At 66.4% G+C, this 19,284-nt stretch carries 11 protein-coding genes; 8 read left to right on the top strand and 3 right to left on the bottom strand.

All coding sequences use genetic code 11. The features are described from left to right. Nucleotides 1–22 precede the first annotated feature (22 nt). From ASE83_RS17140 to ASE83_RS17130, 3 genes are all read right to left on the bottom strand, one after another. Nucleotides 23–1,489, bottom strand: a complete 1,467-nt coding sequence (locus ASE83_RS17140; RefSeq protein WP_235513041.1) for a glycoside hydrolase — start codon at nucleotides 1,487–1,489, stop codon at nucleotides 23–25. Then, complete coding sequence (locus ASE83_RS17135; protein WP_200921924.1) at nucleotides 1,486–3,135, bottom strand: DUF5597 domain-containing protein; 1,650 nt, start codon at nucleotides 3,133–3,135, stop codon at nucleotides 1,486–1,488. The genes ASE83_RS17140 and ASE83_RS17135 overlap by 4 nt, the downstream gene beginning before the upstream one ends. An 89-nt stretch (nucleotides 3,136–3,224) precedes the next feature. After that, complete coding sequence (locus tag ASE83_RS17130) at nucleotides 3,225–3,962, bottom strand: FadR/GntR family transcriptional regulator (protein ID WP_055793282.1); 738 nt, start codon at nucleotides 3,960–3,962, stop codon at nucleotides 3,225–3,227. A gap of 142 nt (nucleotides 3,963–4,104) precedes the next feature. On the opposite strand from ASE83_RS17130, the gene ASE83_RS17125 reads away from it, so the two are divergent. The 8 genes from ASE83_RS17125 to ASE83_RS17090 all read left to right on the top strand — a co-directional run bounded on the left by ASE83_RS17125 (nucleotide 4,105) and on the right by ASE83_RS17090 (nucleotide 19,283). After that, nucleotides 4,105–6,924, top strand: a complete 2,820-nt coding sequence (locus ASE83_RS17125) for a TonB-dependent receptor (RefSeq protein WP_082443104.1) — start codon at nucleotides 4,105–4,107, stop codon at nucleotides 6,922–6,924. 101 nt (nucleotides 6,925–7,025) lie between these two features. After that, nucleotides 7,026–7,739: a DUF6445 family protein gene (locus ASE83_RS17120; protein ID WP_055793277.1), complete on the top strand. Its 714-nt coding sequence runs from the start codon at nucleotides 7,026–7,028 to the stop codon at nucleotides 7,737–7,739. Next, nucleotides 7,736–9,262: a tryptophan halogenase family protein gene (locus tag ASE83_RS17115; RefSeq protein ID WP_055793389.1), complete on the top strand. Its 1,527-nt coding sequence runs from the start codon at nucleotides 7,736–7,738 to the stop codon at nucleotides 9,260–9,262. The genes ASE83_RS17120 and ASE83_RS17115 overlap by 4 nt, the downstream gene beginning before the upstream one ends. A 40-nt stretch (nucleotides 9,263–9,302) precedes the next feature. Continuing rightward, the gene (locus tag ASE83_RS17110) at nucleotides 9,303–12,524 is read left to right on the top strand and encodes a glycoside hydrolase family 2 TIM barrel-domain containing protein (RefSeq protein WP_055793274.1); all 3,222 of its coding nucleotides are present in this window, start codon (nucleotides 9,303–9,305) and stop codon (nucleotides 12,522–12,524) included. Further along, complete coding sequence (locus tag ASE83_RS17105; RefSeq protein WP_082443103.1) at nucleotides 12,524–13,885, top strand: family 43 glycosylhydrolase; 1,362 nt, start codon at nucleotides 12,524–12,526, stop codon at nucleotides 13,883–13,885. The genes ASE83_RS17110 and ASE83_RS17105 overlap by 1 nt, the downstream gene beginning before the upstream one ends. 252 nt (nucleotides 13,886–14,137) lie before the next feature. Further along, on the top strand, nucleotides 14,138–16,513 hold the full coding sequence (locus ASE83_RS17100) for a glycoside hydrolase family 127 protein (RefSeq protein WP_055793268.1): 2,376 nt from the start codon (nucleotides 14,138–14,140) through the stop codon (nucleotides 16,511–16,513). A 20-nt stretch (nucleotides 16,514–16,533) separates the two neighbouring features. Beyond that, nucleotides 16,534–17,532 carry an Ldh family oxidoreductase gene (locus ASE83_RS17095; protein WP_082443114.1) on the top strand — a complete coding sequence of 333 codons (999 nt, stop codon included), beginning with the start codon at nucleotides 16,534–16,536 and terminating at the stop codon, nucleotides 17,530–17,532. After that, nucleotides 17,529–19,283 (top strand): DUF885 domain-containing protein, encoded by a 1,755-nt coding sequence (locus tag ASE83_RS17090; RefSeq protein ID WP_055793264.1) that lies wholly within the window; start codon nucleotides 17,529–17,531, stop codon nucleotides 19,281–19,283. The genes ASE83_RS17095 and ASE83_RS17090 overlap by 4 nt, the downstream gene beginning before the upstream one ends. Nucleotide 19,284: the final 1 nt, after the last annotated feature.

Raw genomic sequence — 19,284 nt, 5'->3', positions numbered from 1 at the left:
CGGCGTGCAGCACGTCCGCCGATCAACGTTCGAGAATGAAGGTCGCAATCGCCCGGGCCGGCACGGTGGCACCTGACACCGGAACGGCGTCGTGGCCGGTGTCGGTCAGGATCATCCGCACCCGCCGAGCCTTTGGTAACGTCAACCGTCGCGCGACCGGCGCCGGATTGACGTGGACCAGCACCAGCGTCCGCCCGTCCGGCGACAGCGCGCCGACCGTATCGAGATCGTCTACAGGCACGAGCCGATAGCCGGGGCGGATGTAGCGGCTGAACTGCGCCATCGCCCAATATTTGCGCGTGACCGCGATCCGGTGCGGCGCGTTCGGCGCTACGGCGAGGTCGGCCTTTACCAGACCCCAGTTCGACCCCGGCTTGCCGTCGCGTGCGCTCCAGTCCTCGACCGCCTGCCAGAATATCCAGGCCGCCGGCTCCAGCCGCTTGAGGTCGAGCACGACATGTTCGGCGAAGGCCAGCGGGCTTGCCATTCCGTCGACCGCTTCGGGATCGCCGGCCAGCGGCGCGTCGTTCTCACTCATCCACAGCCGGATGCCGCTCGCCCGCGCGACGTCGCGGACGCCGGTCTGGTGGACCGTGCCATAGCTGTGGACGTTGAGCTGTCCAATCCGCGCACGGGTCGCCGCCGGATAGCCCGCCCAGTCGCTTAGAAAGACGTGCGAATTGGTTTCGTCCGGCGCGGCGATCACGGTGGACAGCCCCCGCGCCTTGAGCGCCGCATCGGTGGCGTCGATGATCGCCGCCTGTCGCGCCGGGTTCCAGTGCGCGCCCTCCTGCTTGTTCGCCGCGAACCAGTAATCGGTGTTCGGTTCGTTGACCGGCGAAAGCGTGCGGAAGGTGATGCGGTGGCGGCGTTGCAGTTCGTCGACGCTGCGCGCCAGATAGGCGGCGAACGGCGCTTCATATCCCGGTCGCAGATTGTCGTCGGTGCCCTTTTCCGCGCCCGATACCCGGCCCGATACGGTCATGAACCATGGCGGCGAGTTGGAGAAGGCTTCGAAGATCGGCGTCTTCACCCGGTCGCGGATCGCATCCAGCCACCAGCGTTGCCGCACGTCCTGCGACCAGTCCCACATCGCCGGATCGTCGGGCCGCCACCAGTCGCGTCCGGTCGTACCCGGCGGCTGGCGCCAGAAACCGGGCACCGCGCCACCGGGGCGCAGATAGGGCGGCGTATCGGCGGCATTGCCCCCCCCGATATTGTACCGCGCGATCGTCCATCCCAAGCCATCCGGCCCATAGAACAGGTCGGCCAGCCGCGTCCGCTCCTCCGCCGGCCAGCCGCCGGTGACATCGGCGAACCAGGCGAGCGCCGTGCCCCAGCCCTCGAACACCGTCGAAGGCCGATCGATCGCCGGTCGCAGCATAATCGCGACCTCCTGCCGTTCGGGCGGCTGGGCGGCAACGGGTGCGGCGGCGGCGATGCCCAGCGCGCACAGCGCACGGACCATGGGGCGCAGCGACCGGTTCACCGGTTCACCTGCACGGTCACCATCAGCGTCTTGCCCGTCAGCGGCAGGATCAGCCCGAACGCGGTCTCGTCGCCATTGAGCAACCGGTCGCGCACGAACCGCCCGCTCTCGACATGCCCTTCCTCGACGCGCACCAGTTGCACTGACCCGTCCTGCCCCAGCGGAAGGGCGAATTTCAGGTTCGCGGCGGCACCGGTCAGCAGATAGCGGTCGGCGGCGACCTGCGCGGCGATGACCCGCCCCGACAGGTCGGCATTGCCCTGCCCGCGCGGTCCACCATAGCCGTCGCGCACCGCCCCGAACCGGGCGACCAAATCCATGCCGGCAAAGCCCATCGGGACGTTCGCCATCCCGTCCTGCTCGACCGCCACCCGCACCCGCCCTGCCTCGCGCAGCGGCAGCAGGATCGGTGCGACGTCGCGCAGCAACCGGTAATCGAGTGCGATCGGCTCCTCGGCTTCCTTGCCGTCCTTCATACCGAAATCCGTGGCGATGCCGAACTTGCCGATGCCGATCGCGTAAGGCTGCGCCACCGTCCAGAAGGCGTGGCGGGCATGGGCCATGCTGCCGCCGGTCTCGGGTACGAATAGCGGGTTGCCCGGCACGTCATAGGCGCGCGCGATCTCGGTATAGGGTGCGACATTGGTGTCGTAATTGTCGACGCCGATCACGTCGATCGCCGGGGCCAGCGCACGCCATTGCGGCAACAGCCACGACACCGCTCCGCCCGACGGCGAACTGTCGCCCGGCCGCAACAGACCGGGCTGTTCGCGCGGCCAGACATTGACGTAGAGCGGGAGGGGATAGGCGGCCTTCCCCGCCGCCGCGACCGCGCCGACATAGCGCGCGGTGTGATACGCCATGAACGCCTCCGGCGCCCGTTCGGCAAAGTTGGCGACCCAGTCACCCGGCTTCGCGCCACCCATGTCGGCGGGCACCTGCGCCCGGAACAATGCCTCGGCGGCGGGGGAATGGTCGCGGTCCGCGCCCAGCGTCCCGGCCTCGTTCTGCACCTGCACCATGATGACCGTGCCCCGCGCGGCGTCGATCGCCTTCAGATGCGCCATCAGTGCGGCGAAGGCGCGGGCGTCGGCGTCGCGGCTGGCCGTCGCGATCGGCGTCAGGACCTCGATCGGCTTGCCCTCCGCCGTCATCACCCGGGGGAAGCGCTTAGGGTCGCGCTTCACCCACGCCGGCACATAGCTCATATTGCCGTTCTTCCAGGTGCCGAACCAGAGCAGCACCAGCCGCACGTCCTGCGCCCGCGCCTCGGCGATCAGGCCGTCGACGACGGTCCAGTCGAACCGCCCTTCCTCCGGTTCGATCGTTTCCCACCCGATCGGCGCCATCACCGTATTGGCGTGGCTGCGCGCGATGGCAGGAGCAAGGCGGCGGAACTCGGCCGGAAAGCCGCTGGAATTGTTCAACTGCATACCCAGCAGCAGATAGGGCGCACCATCGACCTGCAGCACGGGCTTGGTTCCGGTCGAATACGCGACCATTCGGCTCTGTTGCGCGGTAGCGGGCAAGGCCAGCGCCAATGCAGCACATCCGGCAGCGAACCGCCAATTGCCATGGTACCCGCGTTGCCCGGCGCACACGGCGGCGAACCGGCGCGCGACGGCGCCAGCGTCGATGACGAACATCAACCTCTCCCCATTTTTATCTTGTACGACAATTACCTCGAATCACTTCGACGTCAAATGGCAGGACGACTGAAAGATTGCCGCCTGGTTCATTTGCCAGACATATTATCCGTCATCGCCGACAGGGCCATGGCGCGTTCGGTATCCTGCCGCGCCAGTTCGACCAGCGTTTCGGTCGCAGTGCGTGCGCCTGCGCCATCGCCCCGCGCGATCGCCTCGAACAACGCTTGATGCTCGCCCACCGGATCGCGCGGCGCACCGGCGCGATATTTGAAGAAGGTCGTCCAGCGTACCGCCGCTGCGATACTCGCCGACAGGCTGACCAGCAACTCGTTGCCCGTCGCTTCCAGAATGGTCGCATGGAAGCTCTGATCCGCTGCCCGGCCAGCCTCGCTGTCGAGGCCGAGACGGGCCATTTCCTCCAGCGCGTGCCCCATGCGCGTCAATTGCCGGGGCGAGCGCGATACCGCCGCCAGCTCCGCCGCAGCGGGTTCGACGATCATGCGTAGCTGGAACAGGCTGCGAACGAAGGCGAGCGGCGGCGGTTCGCCTTCGAACATCCATCCCAGCAGTTCGGGGTCGAGCAGATTCCACGCCTGCCGCTCGCGTACGCGGGTGCCCGCCTTGGGCCGGCTTTCGACCAGGCCCTTGGCAGCCAGCATCCGCAGCGACTCGCGGATCACGCTGCGCGATACGTTGAAGCTCTCCGCCAGATCGATCTCGCCGGGCAGGCCGCTTCCCGGTTCGTGTTTCCCGGTGACGATCGCCACACCGATCCTGCGCGCCAGCGCGACATTCGCGGGCTGTCCCCCTTTACGCACGGCCATTCCGGCTCTCCCCTATCGATGGCGAACATAGGCGCAAATCGATCGCCGCGTCGACCGTTCGATTTCATATTGTCAGGCAAATGATATACGGTAATATGTCAGACAAGGCTCGGGTCAGGGCCATCAATGGGGAGAGGGGATAATGAACACGATCAAACGCGCGCTTTTGGCGAGCGCTTCGCTGATGACGGTCGGTGGGTTCACCGCCGCGGCATCCGCACAGACGACGACACAGGCCACCGCCGATGCGGCGACCGAGAACCCGGACGACATCGTCGTTACCGGCGTGCGCGCATCGCTGCGCACCGCACAGGCCATCAAGCAGAACTCCGACCAGATCGTCGATTCGGTCAGCGCGCAGGACATCGGCAAGCTGCCCGACGTCAACACCACCGAAGCGCTGCAGCGGATCACCGGTGTGCAGATCCAGCGCCGCTATGGCGAAGGCGCGACCGATTTCGACCACCGCACCCAGCCGGCAGTGACCGTCCGCGGTCTGACCCAAGTGCAGAATTTCCTCGACGGCCGCGCCGTCTACTCCGCGTCCGGCGGCCGCGCCTTCGACCTTGAAGGCATTCCGCCCGAACTGCTTTCCGGCATCGACGTTTACAAGAACGCGCCCGCGAATATCATCGAAGGCGGCGTCGGCGGCGCGGTCAACCTGCGCACGCGCCGGCCGTTCGATTCGACCGGTCAGGTCATCAGCATGACCGCGCGCGGCAATTATTACGACCGCGTCGACAAGCCCGGCTATGCCTTCTCGGGCCTGTACAGCAACCGCTACGATACCAGCATCGGCGAAATCGGTTTCCTGGTGAACGCGGTCTATTCGAAGAGCCATTACCGGCAGGACGGCCTGCTCGCCGGCCCGTTCGGCGAGGCGCGTCCGGGCGCGATCGCGAATGCACCGGGCAATGCGCAGGTCCCGTACGGCTTCGAAGTCTATGACGACAAGGGCGATCGCAAGCGCTTCGGCATTGCCGCGGCCGTCCAGTGGCAGGCAAGCGACGCGGTGCTGGTTACCGCGCAGTATCAGGGCACCAAATACTGGTTCAACCGCACCGGCGCCTATTACTACGACTTCAACAACCTGCCCGGTAACCAGTACAACTCCACCGGCCAGGTTACGCAGTACAACACGCTGCCGACGCCGGGTGCCGCGTTCACCTTCAACAAGGACGGTTATGCGACCAGCGGATCGCTGTCGCCGCAGACCTTCGAAACCGGCCGCTTCGATCAGGAATTGTGGAGCGCCAGCCAGAACTACACGTTCAACGTCGGCTGGCAGGCGACCGACCGCGCCAAGGTCAATTTCGACGTCCAGTATCTGACGTCTTACTATAACGCCGACCGCAACGGCCACGTCCTGTCGCTGTACAGCCGCACCAACCAGAACGCGACCGGGCAATATGGCGGCACCGTCGCCCCGCACCCGTCGACCGTCGTATTCGACCTGCGCGGCAAATATCCGCGTTGGGACGTCACCAATCCGTCGGTGCTGAACAACCCGGCGAACTACTCGCTGCCGTTCATCGCGGATTCGCTCCAGCGCAACGATGCCGAGACGCTCGCGCTCGCCTATGACATCGAATATGATTTCGAGGGCGGCTTCCTGAAGAAGCTTCGCGGCGGCGGCCGCTATTCGGACAACAGCATCGACCTGCGCGGCACCTGGAACGGTGTCTGTCTCTATCAGGGCATCTCGCCAGGTTGCCGCGACGTGCCGGCCGGTACCCCGCTGATCCCGCTCAGCAACTTCCCGCAATTGGCGATGAAGGGTCCGTCGAAGAACTGGTTCGACGGCAACTCCGTCACCGGCGGCATCCTGTATCCGGCATTCCCGGCCGGCAAGGGCGTGTGGGAACAGACCAAGGCGCTCTATGCGCTGTTCGGTGCGCAGACGAAGGACGCGTTCACGCCGGGCGACCTCAATCGCCAGACCGAAAAGACCTACACCGCCTGGGGCATCGCCGATTACGAGTTCGCGCTCGGCGGCATCCGTTTCGACGGCGGCGTCGGCGTGCGGATCGTCAAGACGCGCACCACATCGGTCGGTACGCAGTTCAACAACGACGGCTCCAGCACCGCGATCTCGCTCGGCAACGACTATACCAACGTGCTGCCCAGCATGAACATCCGCGCCCGGCTGACCGACCAGTTCCAGATGCGTTTCGCCTATTCGAAGGGTGTGGCGCGACCGAACTTCGACGTGCTGTCGACCAACGTCACGCTGCAGAACCCGAACCAGGTCGATCCGAACAACGGCCTGCCCTTCGCCAATTCGGGCAACCCGTTCCTCCGGCCGATCAAGTCGGACAATTTCGACCTGACCGCCGAATGGTATTTCGCCCCGACCGGATCGCTGACCGCGGGCCTGTTCTACAAGAAGGTCAACGGCTTCCTGTCCAGCGGTCGCTTCATCGGCACCTATGGCGGGCGGCAGTACAATGTGAACTCGACGCTCAATTCGGGCGACGGCACGGTCAAGGGCCTCGAAGCCGGCTATCAGCAGTTCTTCGACTTCCTGCCCGGCCTGCTCAGCGGCTTCGGCATCCAGGCGAACTACACCTATGTCGACTCGAACGTAGAGAATCCGTTCTCGTCGTCGAGCAACAACCTGCCCTCGACCCTGCCGCTCGAAAAGCTGTCGAAGCACAGCTACAACCTGATCGGCCTGTACGAAAAGGGACCGGTCACCGCCCGCCTCGCCTATAATGGCCGGTCGAGCTATCTTGAACAGACGACGGGCAGCGGCGCCAACGGGCAGGGACAGTTCGCCAAGCCCTATGCGTCGCTGGATGCGTCGATCAGCGTCAACCTGAACGACCATGTCGCGGTGTCGGCCGATGTGGTGAACCTGAACAACCGCATGAACATCCTCTACATCGGCACGCCATCGGCACCGCTGCAATATCAGCTGAACGATCGCCGCTTCGGCCTGTCGGTGCGCGCGACCTACTGAGGATCGGGCGACGGTGCGCACCGCGCGTACCGTCGCCGACCGCTTCCCTCCCTGCCGGCATGGTTCGCCATGCCGGCGCTTTTCGGGCTATCGGATATTGCATGTCGTCCATCCCGATCGCCATCGCCCCGCCCGTCATCACCGTCCACCATGTCGGTCGCGAACGTGAGCCGGTCGTCGTCATCGATCGTGCGACCGGGCAGCGCGATGCCCTGGTCGATTTCGCCGCGAACCGGTCGAAATTCGTTCCTGCGACGGAGGTCGGCAGTTTCTATCCCGGCCTGCTCGGCCCCGCGCCGACCGCCTATGTCGATGCGATGGTGCGCATGGTCCTGCCGCTGATCGCCGCGCATTTCACCGGCGCATCGGTCCAGCCCGCCCGCGCTCGCGGCAATTTCTCGCTCGTGACCCTGCCGGCCGAGGCGCTGACCCCCGATCAGCGCGTGCCGCATGTCGATTCCGCGGACCGGCTGCAATTCGCGACCGTCCATTTCCTTTCGGCGACCAATGGCGACGGCACGCGTTTCTTCCGCCACCGCGCAACCGGGTTCGAGACGATCGATGCCGAGCGCCTGCCCGCCTATCGCGCGGCGCTGGATACGGAGATCGGCGATCTACCCGCCGCCTATGCCGATGGCCACGCCGGCCCGTTCGAGGCGATCGACACGATCGATGCCGCCCCCGACCGGCTGATCCTCTACCGGGCGGCGCTGCTCCATTCGGGTGCGATCACGACGCTGCCCGCCGATGCCGCCGATCCGCGATGTGGCCGGTTGACCGGCAACCTGTTCCTGCAATGCCGGACCGTGGCATGAGCGGGCGTGGCGACGGCCCGCTGCGCCGGATCGCGATCGTCGGCGGCGGCACTGCCGGCTGGATGGCGGCCGCCGCGCTGTCGCGGCTGCTGGGTCCGCACGGACCAGCGATCACCCTGATCGAATCCGAAGAGATCGGTACGATTGGTGTGGGCGAAGCCACGATCCCGCCGCTCCAGGCGTTCAACGCGATGCTCGGCATCGATGAGGACGATTTCGTCCGCGCGACGCAGGGCACGTTCAAACTCGGCATCGATTTCCACGACTGGGGCCAGGTCGGCCATCGGTATTTCCACCCCTTCGGCGTCTATGGCATCGATGCGGGGGCGGTCCCGTTCGAGGCGATGTGGCGACGGCTGCGCGCCGCCGGACAGGCCGGGCCGCTCGCCGATTATTCGATCTGCACCGCCGCAGCGCGCGCCGGCCGATTCCAGCGGCCCCAGCCCGGCAACACCCCGCTGGCCCAGATCGGATATGCCTTTCACTTCGACGCCGGCCTCTATGCCCGGTTCCTGCGTACCCGCGCCGAAGCGGCCGGGGTGGTCCGGCGCGAGGGGCGGATCGTCGACGTCGTCCGCGACGGCAACAGCGGGTTCATCAATGCGGTCGTGCTGGCCGATGGCGGGCGGATCGAGGCGGATTTCTTCATCGACTGTTCGGGTTTTCGCGGCCTGTTGATCGAAGGGGCGTTGGGCGCGGGGTTCGAGGACTGGAGCCACTGGCTGCCCAACGATCGCGCGGTCGCCGTTCCCTCCGCCAATGTCGGTGCACCCACCCCCTTCACGCGCTCCACCGCACGCGCGGCCGGGTGGCAATGGCGCATCCCGCTCCAGCATCGCACCGGCAACGGCTATGTCTATTCCTCCGCCCATGTGTCGGATGACGAGGCGGCGGCGACGTTGCTAGCCAATCTCGACGGACCGGCACTGGCCGACCCCCGCCCCTTGCGCTTCCGCACCGGACGGCGCGACCGGTTCTGGATCGGCAATTGCGTAGCGCTCGGGTTGTCGGGGGGATTCCTAGAACCGCTCGAATCCACCTCGATCCATCTGGTCCAGGCGGGCATCGCGCGGTTGCTGGAGATGCTGCCCACGCGCGTCTGTGATCCCGCAGATACCGCGCGCTACAATCGCCTGATGGCGGCCGAGTTCGATCAGGTCCGCGATTTCGTGATCCTGCATTTCCACGCCAGCGACCGGCGCGACACCGCCTATTGGCGCGACCAGGCCGAACGCCCGATCCCGGAAACGCTGGCCGAACGGCTCGCCATCTATGCCCGCACGGGCCGCGTCTATCGCGAAGGCGATGAGTTGTTCACCAAGACGAGCTGGCTGGCGGTCATGGACGGCCAGGGCCTGCTCGCGTCGACGCACGATCCGCTGGCCGATGCCATACCGCTGGACGCCGCCGCCCAGCGGTTGCAGCGGATCGGTCAGGTGGTCGCCGCCGCCGCTGCGCAGATGCCGGCGCATGACGCCTTCATCGCCCGCCATTGCGCCGCCGCCGGTGGCCCGCGCGGGTGACATTCATGTTCGACAAGAAATCCGTAAGGGGGAGAAGCCAATGCGTACCATGTTGAGGATCGGTGCCGCTGCCGTGGCGATGGCCGTCGCCGGGTCCGCTTCGGCGCAGAGTGACGCCCCCCGCGTCGATCCGGTGCAGGTCGATCCCAACCGCCCCGACTGGGAAAATCCGGCGGTAAACTATGTCGGGCGGATGCCGGCGCGCGCAACCGGCTTTCCCTTCGAAAGCCGGGCAAAGGCGCTGGACGGCGACCGGGCGAAGTCCGACCGGTTCCTGTCGCTGAACGGCGAATGGAAATTCGCCTTTTCGCCCAACACGACCGATGTGCCAGCCGGGTTCGAACGCCCAGACTACGACGTATCGGGATGGAAGAGCATCAAGGTGCCGGCGATGTGGCAGACCGAGGGCTATGACCAGGCGCGGTACAACAACATCACCTATCCCTTCCCCGCCAACCGTCCGCTGATCCCGCACGCGACCAACCCGGTCGGGTCGTATCGCCGGGACGTGACGCTGCCGACAGGCTGGTCTGGCGACGATGTAGTGCTGCATATCGGCGCGGCGGGGGCGGCCTATTATGTCTGGGTCAATGGACAGAAGGTCGGCTATGCCGAGGATTCGAAGCTGCCGAGCGAGTTCGAAGTAACCCGTTTCGTGAAATCGGGCCGCAACACCGTCGCGATTCAGGTCATCCGCTGGTCGGACGGCAGCTATCTGGAGGACCAGGATTTCTGGCGCGTGTCGGGGATCGAGCGCGAAGTCTTTCTGATGGCCGCGCCGAAGACGCGGATGCGCGACATGTTCGTCCATGCCGGGCTGGATGCCACTTATCAGAGCGGCACGCTGGCGGTCGATGTGGCGGTGACGCCGGGTGCCGCGACGACCGCGCGCTATGTCCTGCGCGATGGCGAGCGGACCGTTGCAGAGGGACGCGCGGCCGTGGCCGCCGGGTCGACAGAGCGGGTGGTAACGCTGACCGGATCGGTGCCGGGGGTGCGCCCTTGGACCGCCGAAACGCCCGATCTCTACACGCTGATCGTCGAGCTGACCGACACGCGCGGGACCGTGCTACAATCCACCGCCAGCCGCATCGGTTTTCGCACCGTCGAAATGAAGAACGGCCTCGTTTCGGTCAACGGCAAGCCGATCACCATTCGCGGCGTCAACCGCCACGAACATGATCCCGTGACTTTCCACGTCGTCAGCCGCGCATCGATGGAACACGACATCCAGTTGATGAAGCGCAACAATATCAATGCGATCCGCACCTCGCACTATCCAAACGATCCGTATCTCTACGAACTCGCCGATCGTTACGGCCTCTATGTGATGGACGAGGCGAACATCGAGAGCCACGCGTATATGGATTACGCGAACAAGCATCCCGACCAACGTGCCGAATTGCAGATTGGCTTCGATCCCGCATGGCGCGCCGCGCATATCGACCGCGTGACCAACATGATCGAACGCGACAAGAACCATCCGTCGATCATCTTCTGGTCGCTGGGCAACGAGGCCGGCATCGGACCCAATTTCGAAGCCGCCGCCGCCGCCGCAAAGGCGCGCGATCCGGGCCGGCTGGTCAGCTATCTGGGATGGGGTACCTGGGACGGCATCCACGACCACCGGCCCAACTGGTATGCCGACATCTATGCGCCGATGTACGACCCGGCGGTGAAGCTGGCGGACTATGCCAAGAACTGGAACTTCCGGCAGCCGGTGATCCAGTGCGAATACGCCCATATGATGGGCCAGTCCGGCGGCAATCTTCAGGAATATTGGGACACCATCTACGCCCATCCCAATAAGCTGCAGGGCGGTTTTGCATGGGACTGGGTCGACCAGTCGATGTACCGCTATACCAAGGACGGTCGCCGCTACTGGGGCGACGGCGGCGAATATGGGCCCAATCCGGGTGGCGATATCGAGTTCGGCGACGGGCTGCTGCAATCCGACCGGACGCCCAATCCGCAACTCTACGAGCTGCGCAAGGTGTATTCGCCGGTGCAGTTCGATGGCTTCGATCCCGCGACGGGCCGGGTGACCGTACGCAACCGGCATGATTTCCGCGACCTGTCGGGCTTTGCCATGGACTGGGAAGTATTGGAGAATGGCGTACCGGTCGCCACCGGCGCGTTGCCCACCCTTACGACCGCCGCACGCCGCGCCGAAACCATCACCCTGCCGTTGGGGACGTTCCAGCGCCGGGCGGACGCCGAATATCTCGTGACCGTCCATGTGCGGGCAAAGGCCGACGCCGTACCGCTGGTGCCCGGCGGTACGCTGGTCGGGTTCGAACAATTCGCACTGACCGCTGCCCCCACCGCCCCCCCTGCCTCCGCCGGATCCGCCACATTGCGCCAGAGCGGCGACGCCTTCGTCCTCGCCGCCGGTGCGACCACGCTGGAAATCGACCGCAAGACCGGTCTGATCCGCCGCTATGCCAGCGCGGGCCGTGACCTTGCGACCGGCGGGGCGCCGCATTTCTGGCGGGCGGTAACCGACAACGACATCGGCATCGGCACCGACAAGCAACTCGCGATGTGGAAGGGGATGAGCGACGCGCGCACCGTTACCGCGATCCGCGCCGATCGTGCCACGGGAACCGTAACGGTCAGCTATGCCCTGGGCGACGGTGCGGCGCGGTTCGACACCCGCTATGCGATGGCTGCCGACGGATCGGTCGCGGTCGACGGCACGCTGACCCCGCTCAAGGCCGACCTGCCGCCGCCGTTCCGCGTGGGGATGGCCTTTGCCCTGCCGACCGACATCACCGACGTCGAGTGGTATGGCCGCGGCCCGCATGAAAGCTATGTCGATCGCAAGGGATCTGCCCCGATCGGCCTGTGGCGCGGGTCCATCGCCGCGCAGAACCACGATTTCATCCGCCCGCAGGAAACCGGCAACAAGGTCGACGTGCGTTGGATGGAGCTGTCGGGCGCGGGACGCGGGCTGCGCGTGCAGGGGGATCGACCGCTGATGATGAACGCGCTCGCCTTCCCCTATGCCGATCTCGATCGTCATGCGCCGGGCACGTGGAAATCGAGCGACATCGTGCCCCATGGGCAGGTGACGTTGCTGGTCGATGCCGCGCAATGGGGCGTGGGCGGCGATACCCAGTGGAGCGAGTTCGGCAAGCCGCTGCCGCAATATCGCACCGGCACCGGTGCCACCCGCGTCACGTTCCGCCTGTCGCCCTTCACCGGCGCGGGCACGACACCCGACAAGGCGCGGCCCGCCAGCGCGACGGGAGAAGAATGATGCGTCGCCGCCTGATCGCACTCGCCGCCGTCCTGCTGGGCGGCGCGGCGCCGGTCGCCGACGTGCCCCGCTGGGATGCCGCCGGCGCGGCTAATCCGCTGCTGCCCGGCTACTTCGCCGATCCCTCGATCGTGCGCGACGGGTCGCGCTGGTATATTTTCGCCACGATCGATCCGTGGGGTGACGACCGGCTGGGGCTGTGGACGTCGGACAATGGCCGCGACTGGCGCTTCTCGATGCCCGATTGGCCGACCAAGCGCGCCGCGACCAGCCCGACCTCGGGCGATGCCAAGGTGTGGGCGCCATCGGTGGTGAAGGCACGCAACGGGCGCTGGTACATGTATGTCTCGGTGGGCAGCGAGATATGGGTCGGCACCGCCCCCTCCCCCGCCGGGCCGTGGCGCGATGCCAATGGCGGCAAGCCGCTGGTCCAGCGCGACTTCGCCCCCGCCTTTCACATGATCGATGCCGAAGCGTTCGTAGATGATGACGGCCAGGCCTATCTCTACTGGGGATCGGGGCTGAACTGGGTCAACGGCCACTGCTTCGTCGTGCGGCTGAAGCCCGACATGGTGACGTTCGACGGTACGCCGCACGACGTCACGCCGCGCGGTTATTTCGAGGCACCGTTCATGGTGAAGGCCGGCGGACGCTATTTACTGACCTATAGCGACGGCAACACGACCAGGGACACGTACAAGGTACGCTATGCCGTCGGTTCCACGCCGTTCGGGCCGTTCGCCGAAGCCGCCAACAGCCCGATCCTCGAAACGCACCGCGATCGCGACATCGTCAGCCCCGGCCATCACGCGATCTTCCGGTCGGGCGGCCAAAGCTACATCCTCTATCACCGCCAGGCTTTGCCCTGGCCGCAGACGGGGGACGCGGTGCTGCGCCAGGTCGCGGTCGACCCGCTGTCACTGCGCAGCGACGGTACCATCGCCAAGGTGACGCCCGGCCACGGTGGCCCGGTCGCCGGCTTCGCACCACGCCGCACGCGAGGCCTGAACTGGGAGGCAAGCGGCGACACGGCCGCCGCCCTCAACGCGCCCGCAAAGGCCGCCGACGATAACTATGCGACCCTGTGGCGCGCACCTGCCGGGGGTGACGGGTCGCTGGTCGCCGATCTCGGCCGCCGCCAGCGGATCACGCGTTCGCTGGTCCGGCCGGAATTCGCGACGCGGCCCTATCGCTTCGCGGTCGATGCCTCCGACGACGGCCGGCGCTGGCGGCCCGTCGCCGCCGCCAGCGCAAGCAGCGGGTCACCGATCCCGCTGGATCACGCGGTCACCGCCCGCTACCTGCGGCTGCGCACCCAAGAAGCCGGTACCGGTATCTGGGAATGGACGATCCTGCCCTGACCGCCCCATTGTCCCAAGCCGTGCCGCGCTCGCTGCGGATCGTGCCCACGAACGGTGAAACGCCGAGGTTGCGGACTGCGATGCTCCCATAACCACCGGGTCCGGGCTCCATCGCAGCGTGTTTCGGAGCATGAACAACAGGATGCACCCTTACCGGTCAATCCAATGCGCCGATCGACAAGACCCGTAGCACCTTGACCATATCCGTATTTATCCTAAGGTATACGATATTAGAAATGGCGGAAGCGGGTCATGCAGGCAAGTCGTCGTGAACTTCTGACCGGCGCGGGTGCGTTGGCCCTCTCCACCATGGCGGCGCCGATCGCCCGTGCCACTTCGGCCGGCACGCTGTCCGGAACGGCGAAGCCGTTGCCGTTGTCGGCGGTGCGCCTGCGCCCGTCCGATTTCGCGACGGCGGTCGAGGTGAACCGCACCTATCTCCACCGGCTCAGCCCCGACCGCCTGCTACACAATTTCCGCAAATATGCCGGGTTGGAGCCGAAGGCGCCGATCTATGGCGGGTGGGAAAGCGACACGATCGCCGGCCATACGCTGGGCCATTACATGACCGCGCTGGTGCTGACGTACCAGCAGACCGGCGACGCCGAGATGCGTCGCCGTGCCGATTATATCGTCGACGAACTGGCCGCGGCGCAGGCAAAGCGCGGCAACGGCTATGTCGGTGCGCTGGGGCGCAAGCGTAAGGACGGGACCATCGTCGACGGGGAAGAAATCTTTCCCGAAGTGATGAAGGGCGACATCCGGTCGGGCGGGTTCGACCTTAACGGCGCATGGTCGCCGCTCTACACCGTCCACAAGCTGTTCGCCGGCCTGCTCGACATCCATGCCGCATGGGGCAATCGCACCGCACTCAAGGTGGTCGAGGGACTGGGCGGCTATTTCGAACGCGTGTTCGCCGCGCTGACGCCGGAACAGGTGCAGCAGGTGCTCGGTTGCGAATATGGCGGGCTGAACGAAAGCTATGCCGAACTGTATGCGCAGACCGGCAACCGACGCTGGCTGAAGATGGCCGAGCTGATCTACGACAATCGCGTCCTCGACCCGCTGATGCAGCGCGAGGACAAACTGGCGAATTTCCACGCCAATACGCAGGTGCCCAAGCTGATCGGCCTCGCCCGCATTCACGAGGTGAGCGGCGGCGCACCGGCCAAGGCCACCGCCGCGCGCTTCTTCTGGGACACAGTCACGCAGCATCATAGCTATGTCATCGGCGGCAATGCCGACCGGGAATATTTCAGCGCGCCCGATACGATCGCGGATCACATTACCGAACAGACGTGCGAGCATTGCAACACCTACAACATGCTCAAGCTCACGCGGCATCTGTGGTCGTGGCAGCCCGACGGCGCGCTGTTCGATTTCTACGAACGCGCGCACCTAAACCACACCATGGCGGCGCAGGACCCGAAGACCGGCAGCTTCACCTATATGACCCCGCTGCTGTCGGGGGCCGAACGGGGCTATTCATCGGTCGAGGACGACGCCTTCTGGTGCTGTGTCGGATCGGGGATGGAGGCGCACGCTAAACATGGCGAGAGTATTTTCTGGGAGGGGGATGACGGCACCTTCTTCGTCAATCTCTATATCCCGGCCACGGCGGACTGGGCGGCGCGGCGGGCGCAGGTGCGGCTCGACACCCCCTATCCGTTCGGTGAGACCGCGACGCTGACCTTCGACAAGGTGGCCGGCGGCCGATTCCCGGTCGCGTTGCGCGTGCCGGGCTGGGCGGCGGGCAAGGCGCGGGTGACGGTGAACGGCGCGGCGGTGACGCCCGACCTCGCGCGCGGCTATGCGATCGTCACGCGGCGGTGGAAGGCGGGCGACACAGTCGCGATCACGCTGCCGATGGAACTCCGGACGGAAAGGGCGCCGGGCGATGCCGATACCATCGCGCTGCTGTACGGTCCGCTGGTGCTGGCCGCCGATCTGGGGCCGGTGGCGACGAAATGGGACGGGGCCGATCCGGCGCTGGTCGGCGCGGACCTGCTGGCCGGCTTCACCGCGACGGCAAGCCCCGCGACCTATACGACGCGCGGCGTGGTCCGGCCGCAGGATATGACGTTCGTCCCCTTCTATCGTCAGACCGAACGGCGCAGCGCGGTATATTTCAAGCATTTCTCGGACGCCGCCTGGGCGCAGGAGGAAGCCGCCTACAATGCCGACCAGGCACGGCGAAAGGATGTCGCGGCGCGGTCGGTCGACACGATGTTCCTGGGCGAAATGCAGCCGGAGCGCGACCACAACCTGACGTCGGACCAGAGCTATCCGGTCACCTATCGCGGACGACAGGGGCGCGACGTGCGGTCGGGCGGGTTCATGGAATTCACCATGAAGACCCGGCCGGGACCGCTGGTGCTGCAGGCGACCTATTGGGGCGGCGAACGCGGTCGCGACTTCGACATATTGGTCGACAACGTAAAGGTCGCGACCCAGCATCTGAGCGAGGATCGGCCGGGCAAGTTCTTCGACGTCGACTACCCGCTGCCCGAGGCGCTGACCCGCGGCAAGGCGGCGGTGAAGGTCCGTTTCGTGCCGCATGACCGCAACACGGCCGGCCCGGTGTTCGGCGTGCGGCTCTACACGGCCAAGCCGGGCGCGACGGCGTGAGCGAGGCCGCGCCGGTCGCGATGACGTTGGCCGAACTGCGCACCATCGCTCGTGCGAAGCTGCGTGCGGTCGGGCTGGCGGACGGTCATGCGGATGCGGTGGCCGAAACGATGGTGGCGGGCGAACGCGACGGCTGTGCCAGCCACGGCATCTACCGCCTGCTGGTCGCCGCCAACAGCGTGGCGGCGGGCGTCGTCGTGCCCGATGCGGTGCCCGTCGTCAGCGAACCGGCGCGGGCGCTGGTACGGGTCGATGGCGGGGGCGGCTTTGCCCAATTGGCCATTGCGCGCGGGCTGCCGCTGCTGCTCGACAAGGCGCGCGCCGGCGGTATCGCCGCGCTGGCCCTCACCAACGTCGTCCACTTCGCCGCGCTGTGGCCGGAGGTCGAGGCGATCGCCGAAGCGGGCCTCGTCGCGCTGGCGGTTACCCCCAGCCATGCGTGGGTCGCGCCAGCGGGCGGCACGCGGCCGGTGTTCGGGACCAATCCGATCGCGTTCGGATGGCCGCGTGCCGGAAAGCCGCCGTTCGTGTTCGATTTCGCAACCAGCGCGGTGGCGCGCGGCGAGATCGAGCTGCACCGCCGCGCCGGTAAGCCGGTGCCCGACGACTGGGGCTATGACGCCGACGGCAATGCGACGACCGATGCGCAGGCGGTGCTGGCCGGGGCGATGCGCACCTTTGGCGGGCATAAGGGGTCGGCATTGGCGGCGATGGTCGAATTGCTGGCCGGGCCGCTGATCGGTGACATGACCAGCGCCGAATCAATCGCCGCCGACAAGGCACGCGGCGGGTCGCCGATCGGCGGCGAACTGGTGATCGCGATCGATCCCGCCGGCTTCCTGGGCGACGCCGTGGCCGACCATATGGCGCGCGCCGAAACGCTGTTCGCCGCGATCGAGGAACAGGGCGCGCGGCTGCCATCGGCGCGGCGCTATGCAGCGCGCAAGGTGTCGCTGCGGGACGGCGTGCGAATTCCGGCGGGGCTGTACGAAGACATTATGCGGATCGGAACGGAATGACCGGAAACTGGCAATCGATCGTGACGATCATGGCGATGACTGTTGCTGCTCCAGTGCAAGCCGCGCCGGTGCAGGATGCCGACGGGCGGCTTACCGCGCTCACCACCGCCGAATATGCATGGCGGCAATCGGTGCTGGGACCGAACGAGGACAATAAGGACGCGCCGCCCGGCCTGCCCGATGTCGCCCCGGCGACGCAAGCAGCCAAGCTCGCCCGCTGGACGCAGACGCTTTCCGCGCTGGATGCGATCCGCGTCGCCGACCTGTCGCCGGCACAGCGGGTCAATTACGCGGTCTATCGCCAACAGATCGTCGCGTTGCTGAACGAACAGAAGTTTCGCGACTATGAAAAGCCGCTGAACTCCGACACCAGCTTCTGGGGCAATGTCGCGGAGGCATCGCGCGGCGATTTCGTCCGCGAGCGCGACTATCGCAACTATCTGCTGATGCTGCGATCGATCCCGCGCTATTTCGACCAGAATATCGCGAACATGCGCGTCGGGCTGAAGCGCGGTTTTACGCCGCCGCAGATCACGCTGCGCGGCCGCGACATCGGCGTCGCGCAGGTAATCGATGCGGGCACGGGCGAGGCATCGCCCTTCTACGCACCGTTCAAGGCCATGCCCGCTGTCATCCCCGCCGCGACGCAGGCGGCATTGCGCGCCGAAGCACTTGCCGTGATCCGCGATTCCGTGGTGCCCGCGCACCGCACGCTGCTCACCTTCCTGCGCGACGACTATATCCCGCACGCGCGCGTCGGGCTGACGGCGTACGGCCTGCCCGACGGCCGTGCCTATTATCAGTCGAAGATCGACGAATTCACCACCGAAACCCGCACCGCCGACGAGATCCACGCGATCGGCCTAGCCGAGATCGCGCGCATCCGGGCGCGGATGCAGGCGGTGATGACAGGCACCGGGTTCAAGGGCGACCTGCCCGCCTTCCTGACCTTCCTGCGCAGCGACCCGCAATTCTACGTCAAAACACCGCAGGAACTGCTCGATCGTGCGGCGTGGATCGCCAAGAGCTTCGATGGCAAGGCGAGCCAGTGGTTCGGCCGCCTGCCCCGCGCGCGTTTCGCGATCAAGCCGGTCCCGGCCGACCTTGCCCCCTTCTATACCGCCGGGCGCGGCGGGCCGGGCATCTATCTGGTGAACACCTATGCCCTGCCCTCGCGCCCGCTCTATTCGCTACCCGCACTGACGCTACACGAAAGCGCGCCCGGCCACGCGTTCCAGATGCCGCTGGCGGCCGAGAACCGGGACCTGCCCGATTTCCGCCGAGGCACCTATCTGTCGGTCTATGGCGAAGGCTGGGCGCTGTATTGCGAGGCGCTGGGGGAAGAAATGGGGATGTACCGGACCCCCTATGAGCTGTTCGGGATGCTGTCCTACCAGGCATGGCGCGCGTCGCGGCTCGTGGTCGATACCGGCATCCATGCCAAGGGCTGGAGCCGCGAACAGGCACAGCGCTACCTGCACGACAATACCGCGCTGCCCGATCATGAGATCGAGACCGAGGTCGACCGCTATATCGCGTGGCCGGGGCAGGCGCTGAGCTATTATATGGGGCAGTTGGCCATCCAGCGCGCCCGGGCGCGGGCGGAAAAGGCGCTGGGACCGAAGTTCGACATCCGCGCCTTTCACGACGCGGTGCTGGCACTGGGATCGGTCCCGGTCGGCGAGATCGAACGGCGGACCGACCAGCTGATCGCCGACGGGGGCAAAGGCCCCTATCCGGACGAGGAATGAC

Origin of the sequence: Sphingomonas sp. Leaf32 (genome assembly GCF_001421765.1) — a bacterium.
Lineage (GTDB): Bacteria > Pseudomonadota > Alphaproteobacteria > Sphingomonadales > Sphingomonadaceae > Sphingomonas.
This window is presented reverse-complemented; position numbering and strand designations above follow the sequence as displayed.

What these genes read in the sequence shown, in the direction of transcription:
- ASE83_RS17110 (WP_055793274.1), top strand. Translation starts at nt 9,303, where the DNA reads ATGCGTACCATGTTGAGGATCGGTGCCGCTGCCGTGGCGATGGCCGTC.
- ASE83_RS17090 (WP_055793264.1), top strand. Translation starts at nt 17,529, where the DNA reads ATGACCGGAAACTGGCAATCGATCGTGACGATCATGGCGATGACTGTT.
- ASE83_RS17105 (WP_082443103.1), top strand. Translation starts at nt 12,524, where the DNA reads ATGCGTCGCCGCCTGATCGCACTCGCCGCCGTCCTGCTGGGCGGCGCG.
- ASE83_RS17125 (WP_082443104.1), top strand. Translation starts at nt 4,105, where the DNA reads ATGAACACGATCAAACGCGCGCTTTTGGCGAGCGCTTCGCTGATGACG.
- ASE83_RS17120 (WP_055793277.1), top strand. Translation starts at nt 7,026, where the DNA reads ATGTCGTCCATCCCGATCGCCATCGCCCCGCCCGTCATCACCGTCCAC.
- ASE83_RS17130 (WP_055793282.1), bottom strand. Translation starts at nt 3,962, where the DNA reads ATGGCCGTGCGTAAAGGGGGACAGCCCGCGAATGTCGCGCTGGCGCGC.
- ASE83_RS17115 (WP_055793389.1), top strand. Translation starts at nt 7,736, where the DNA reads ATGAGCGGGCGTGGCGACGGCCCGCTGCGCCGGATCGCGATCGTCGGC.
- ASE83_RS17095 (WP_082443114.1), top strand. Translation starts at nt 16,534, where the DNA reads ATGACGTTGGCCGAACTGCGCACCATCGCTCGTGCGAAGCTGCGTGCG.
- ASE83_RS17135 (WP_200921924.1), bottom strand. Translation starts at nt 3,135, where the DNA reads ATGTTCGTCATCGACGCTGGCGCCGTCGCGCGCCGGTTCGCCGCCGTG.
- ASE83_RS17100 (WP_055793268.1), top strand. Translation starts at nt 14,138, where the DNA reads ATGCAGGCAAGTCGTCGTGAACTTCTGACCGGCGCGGGTGCGTTGGCC.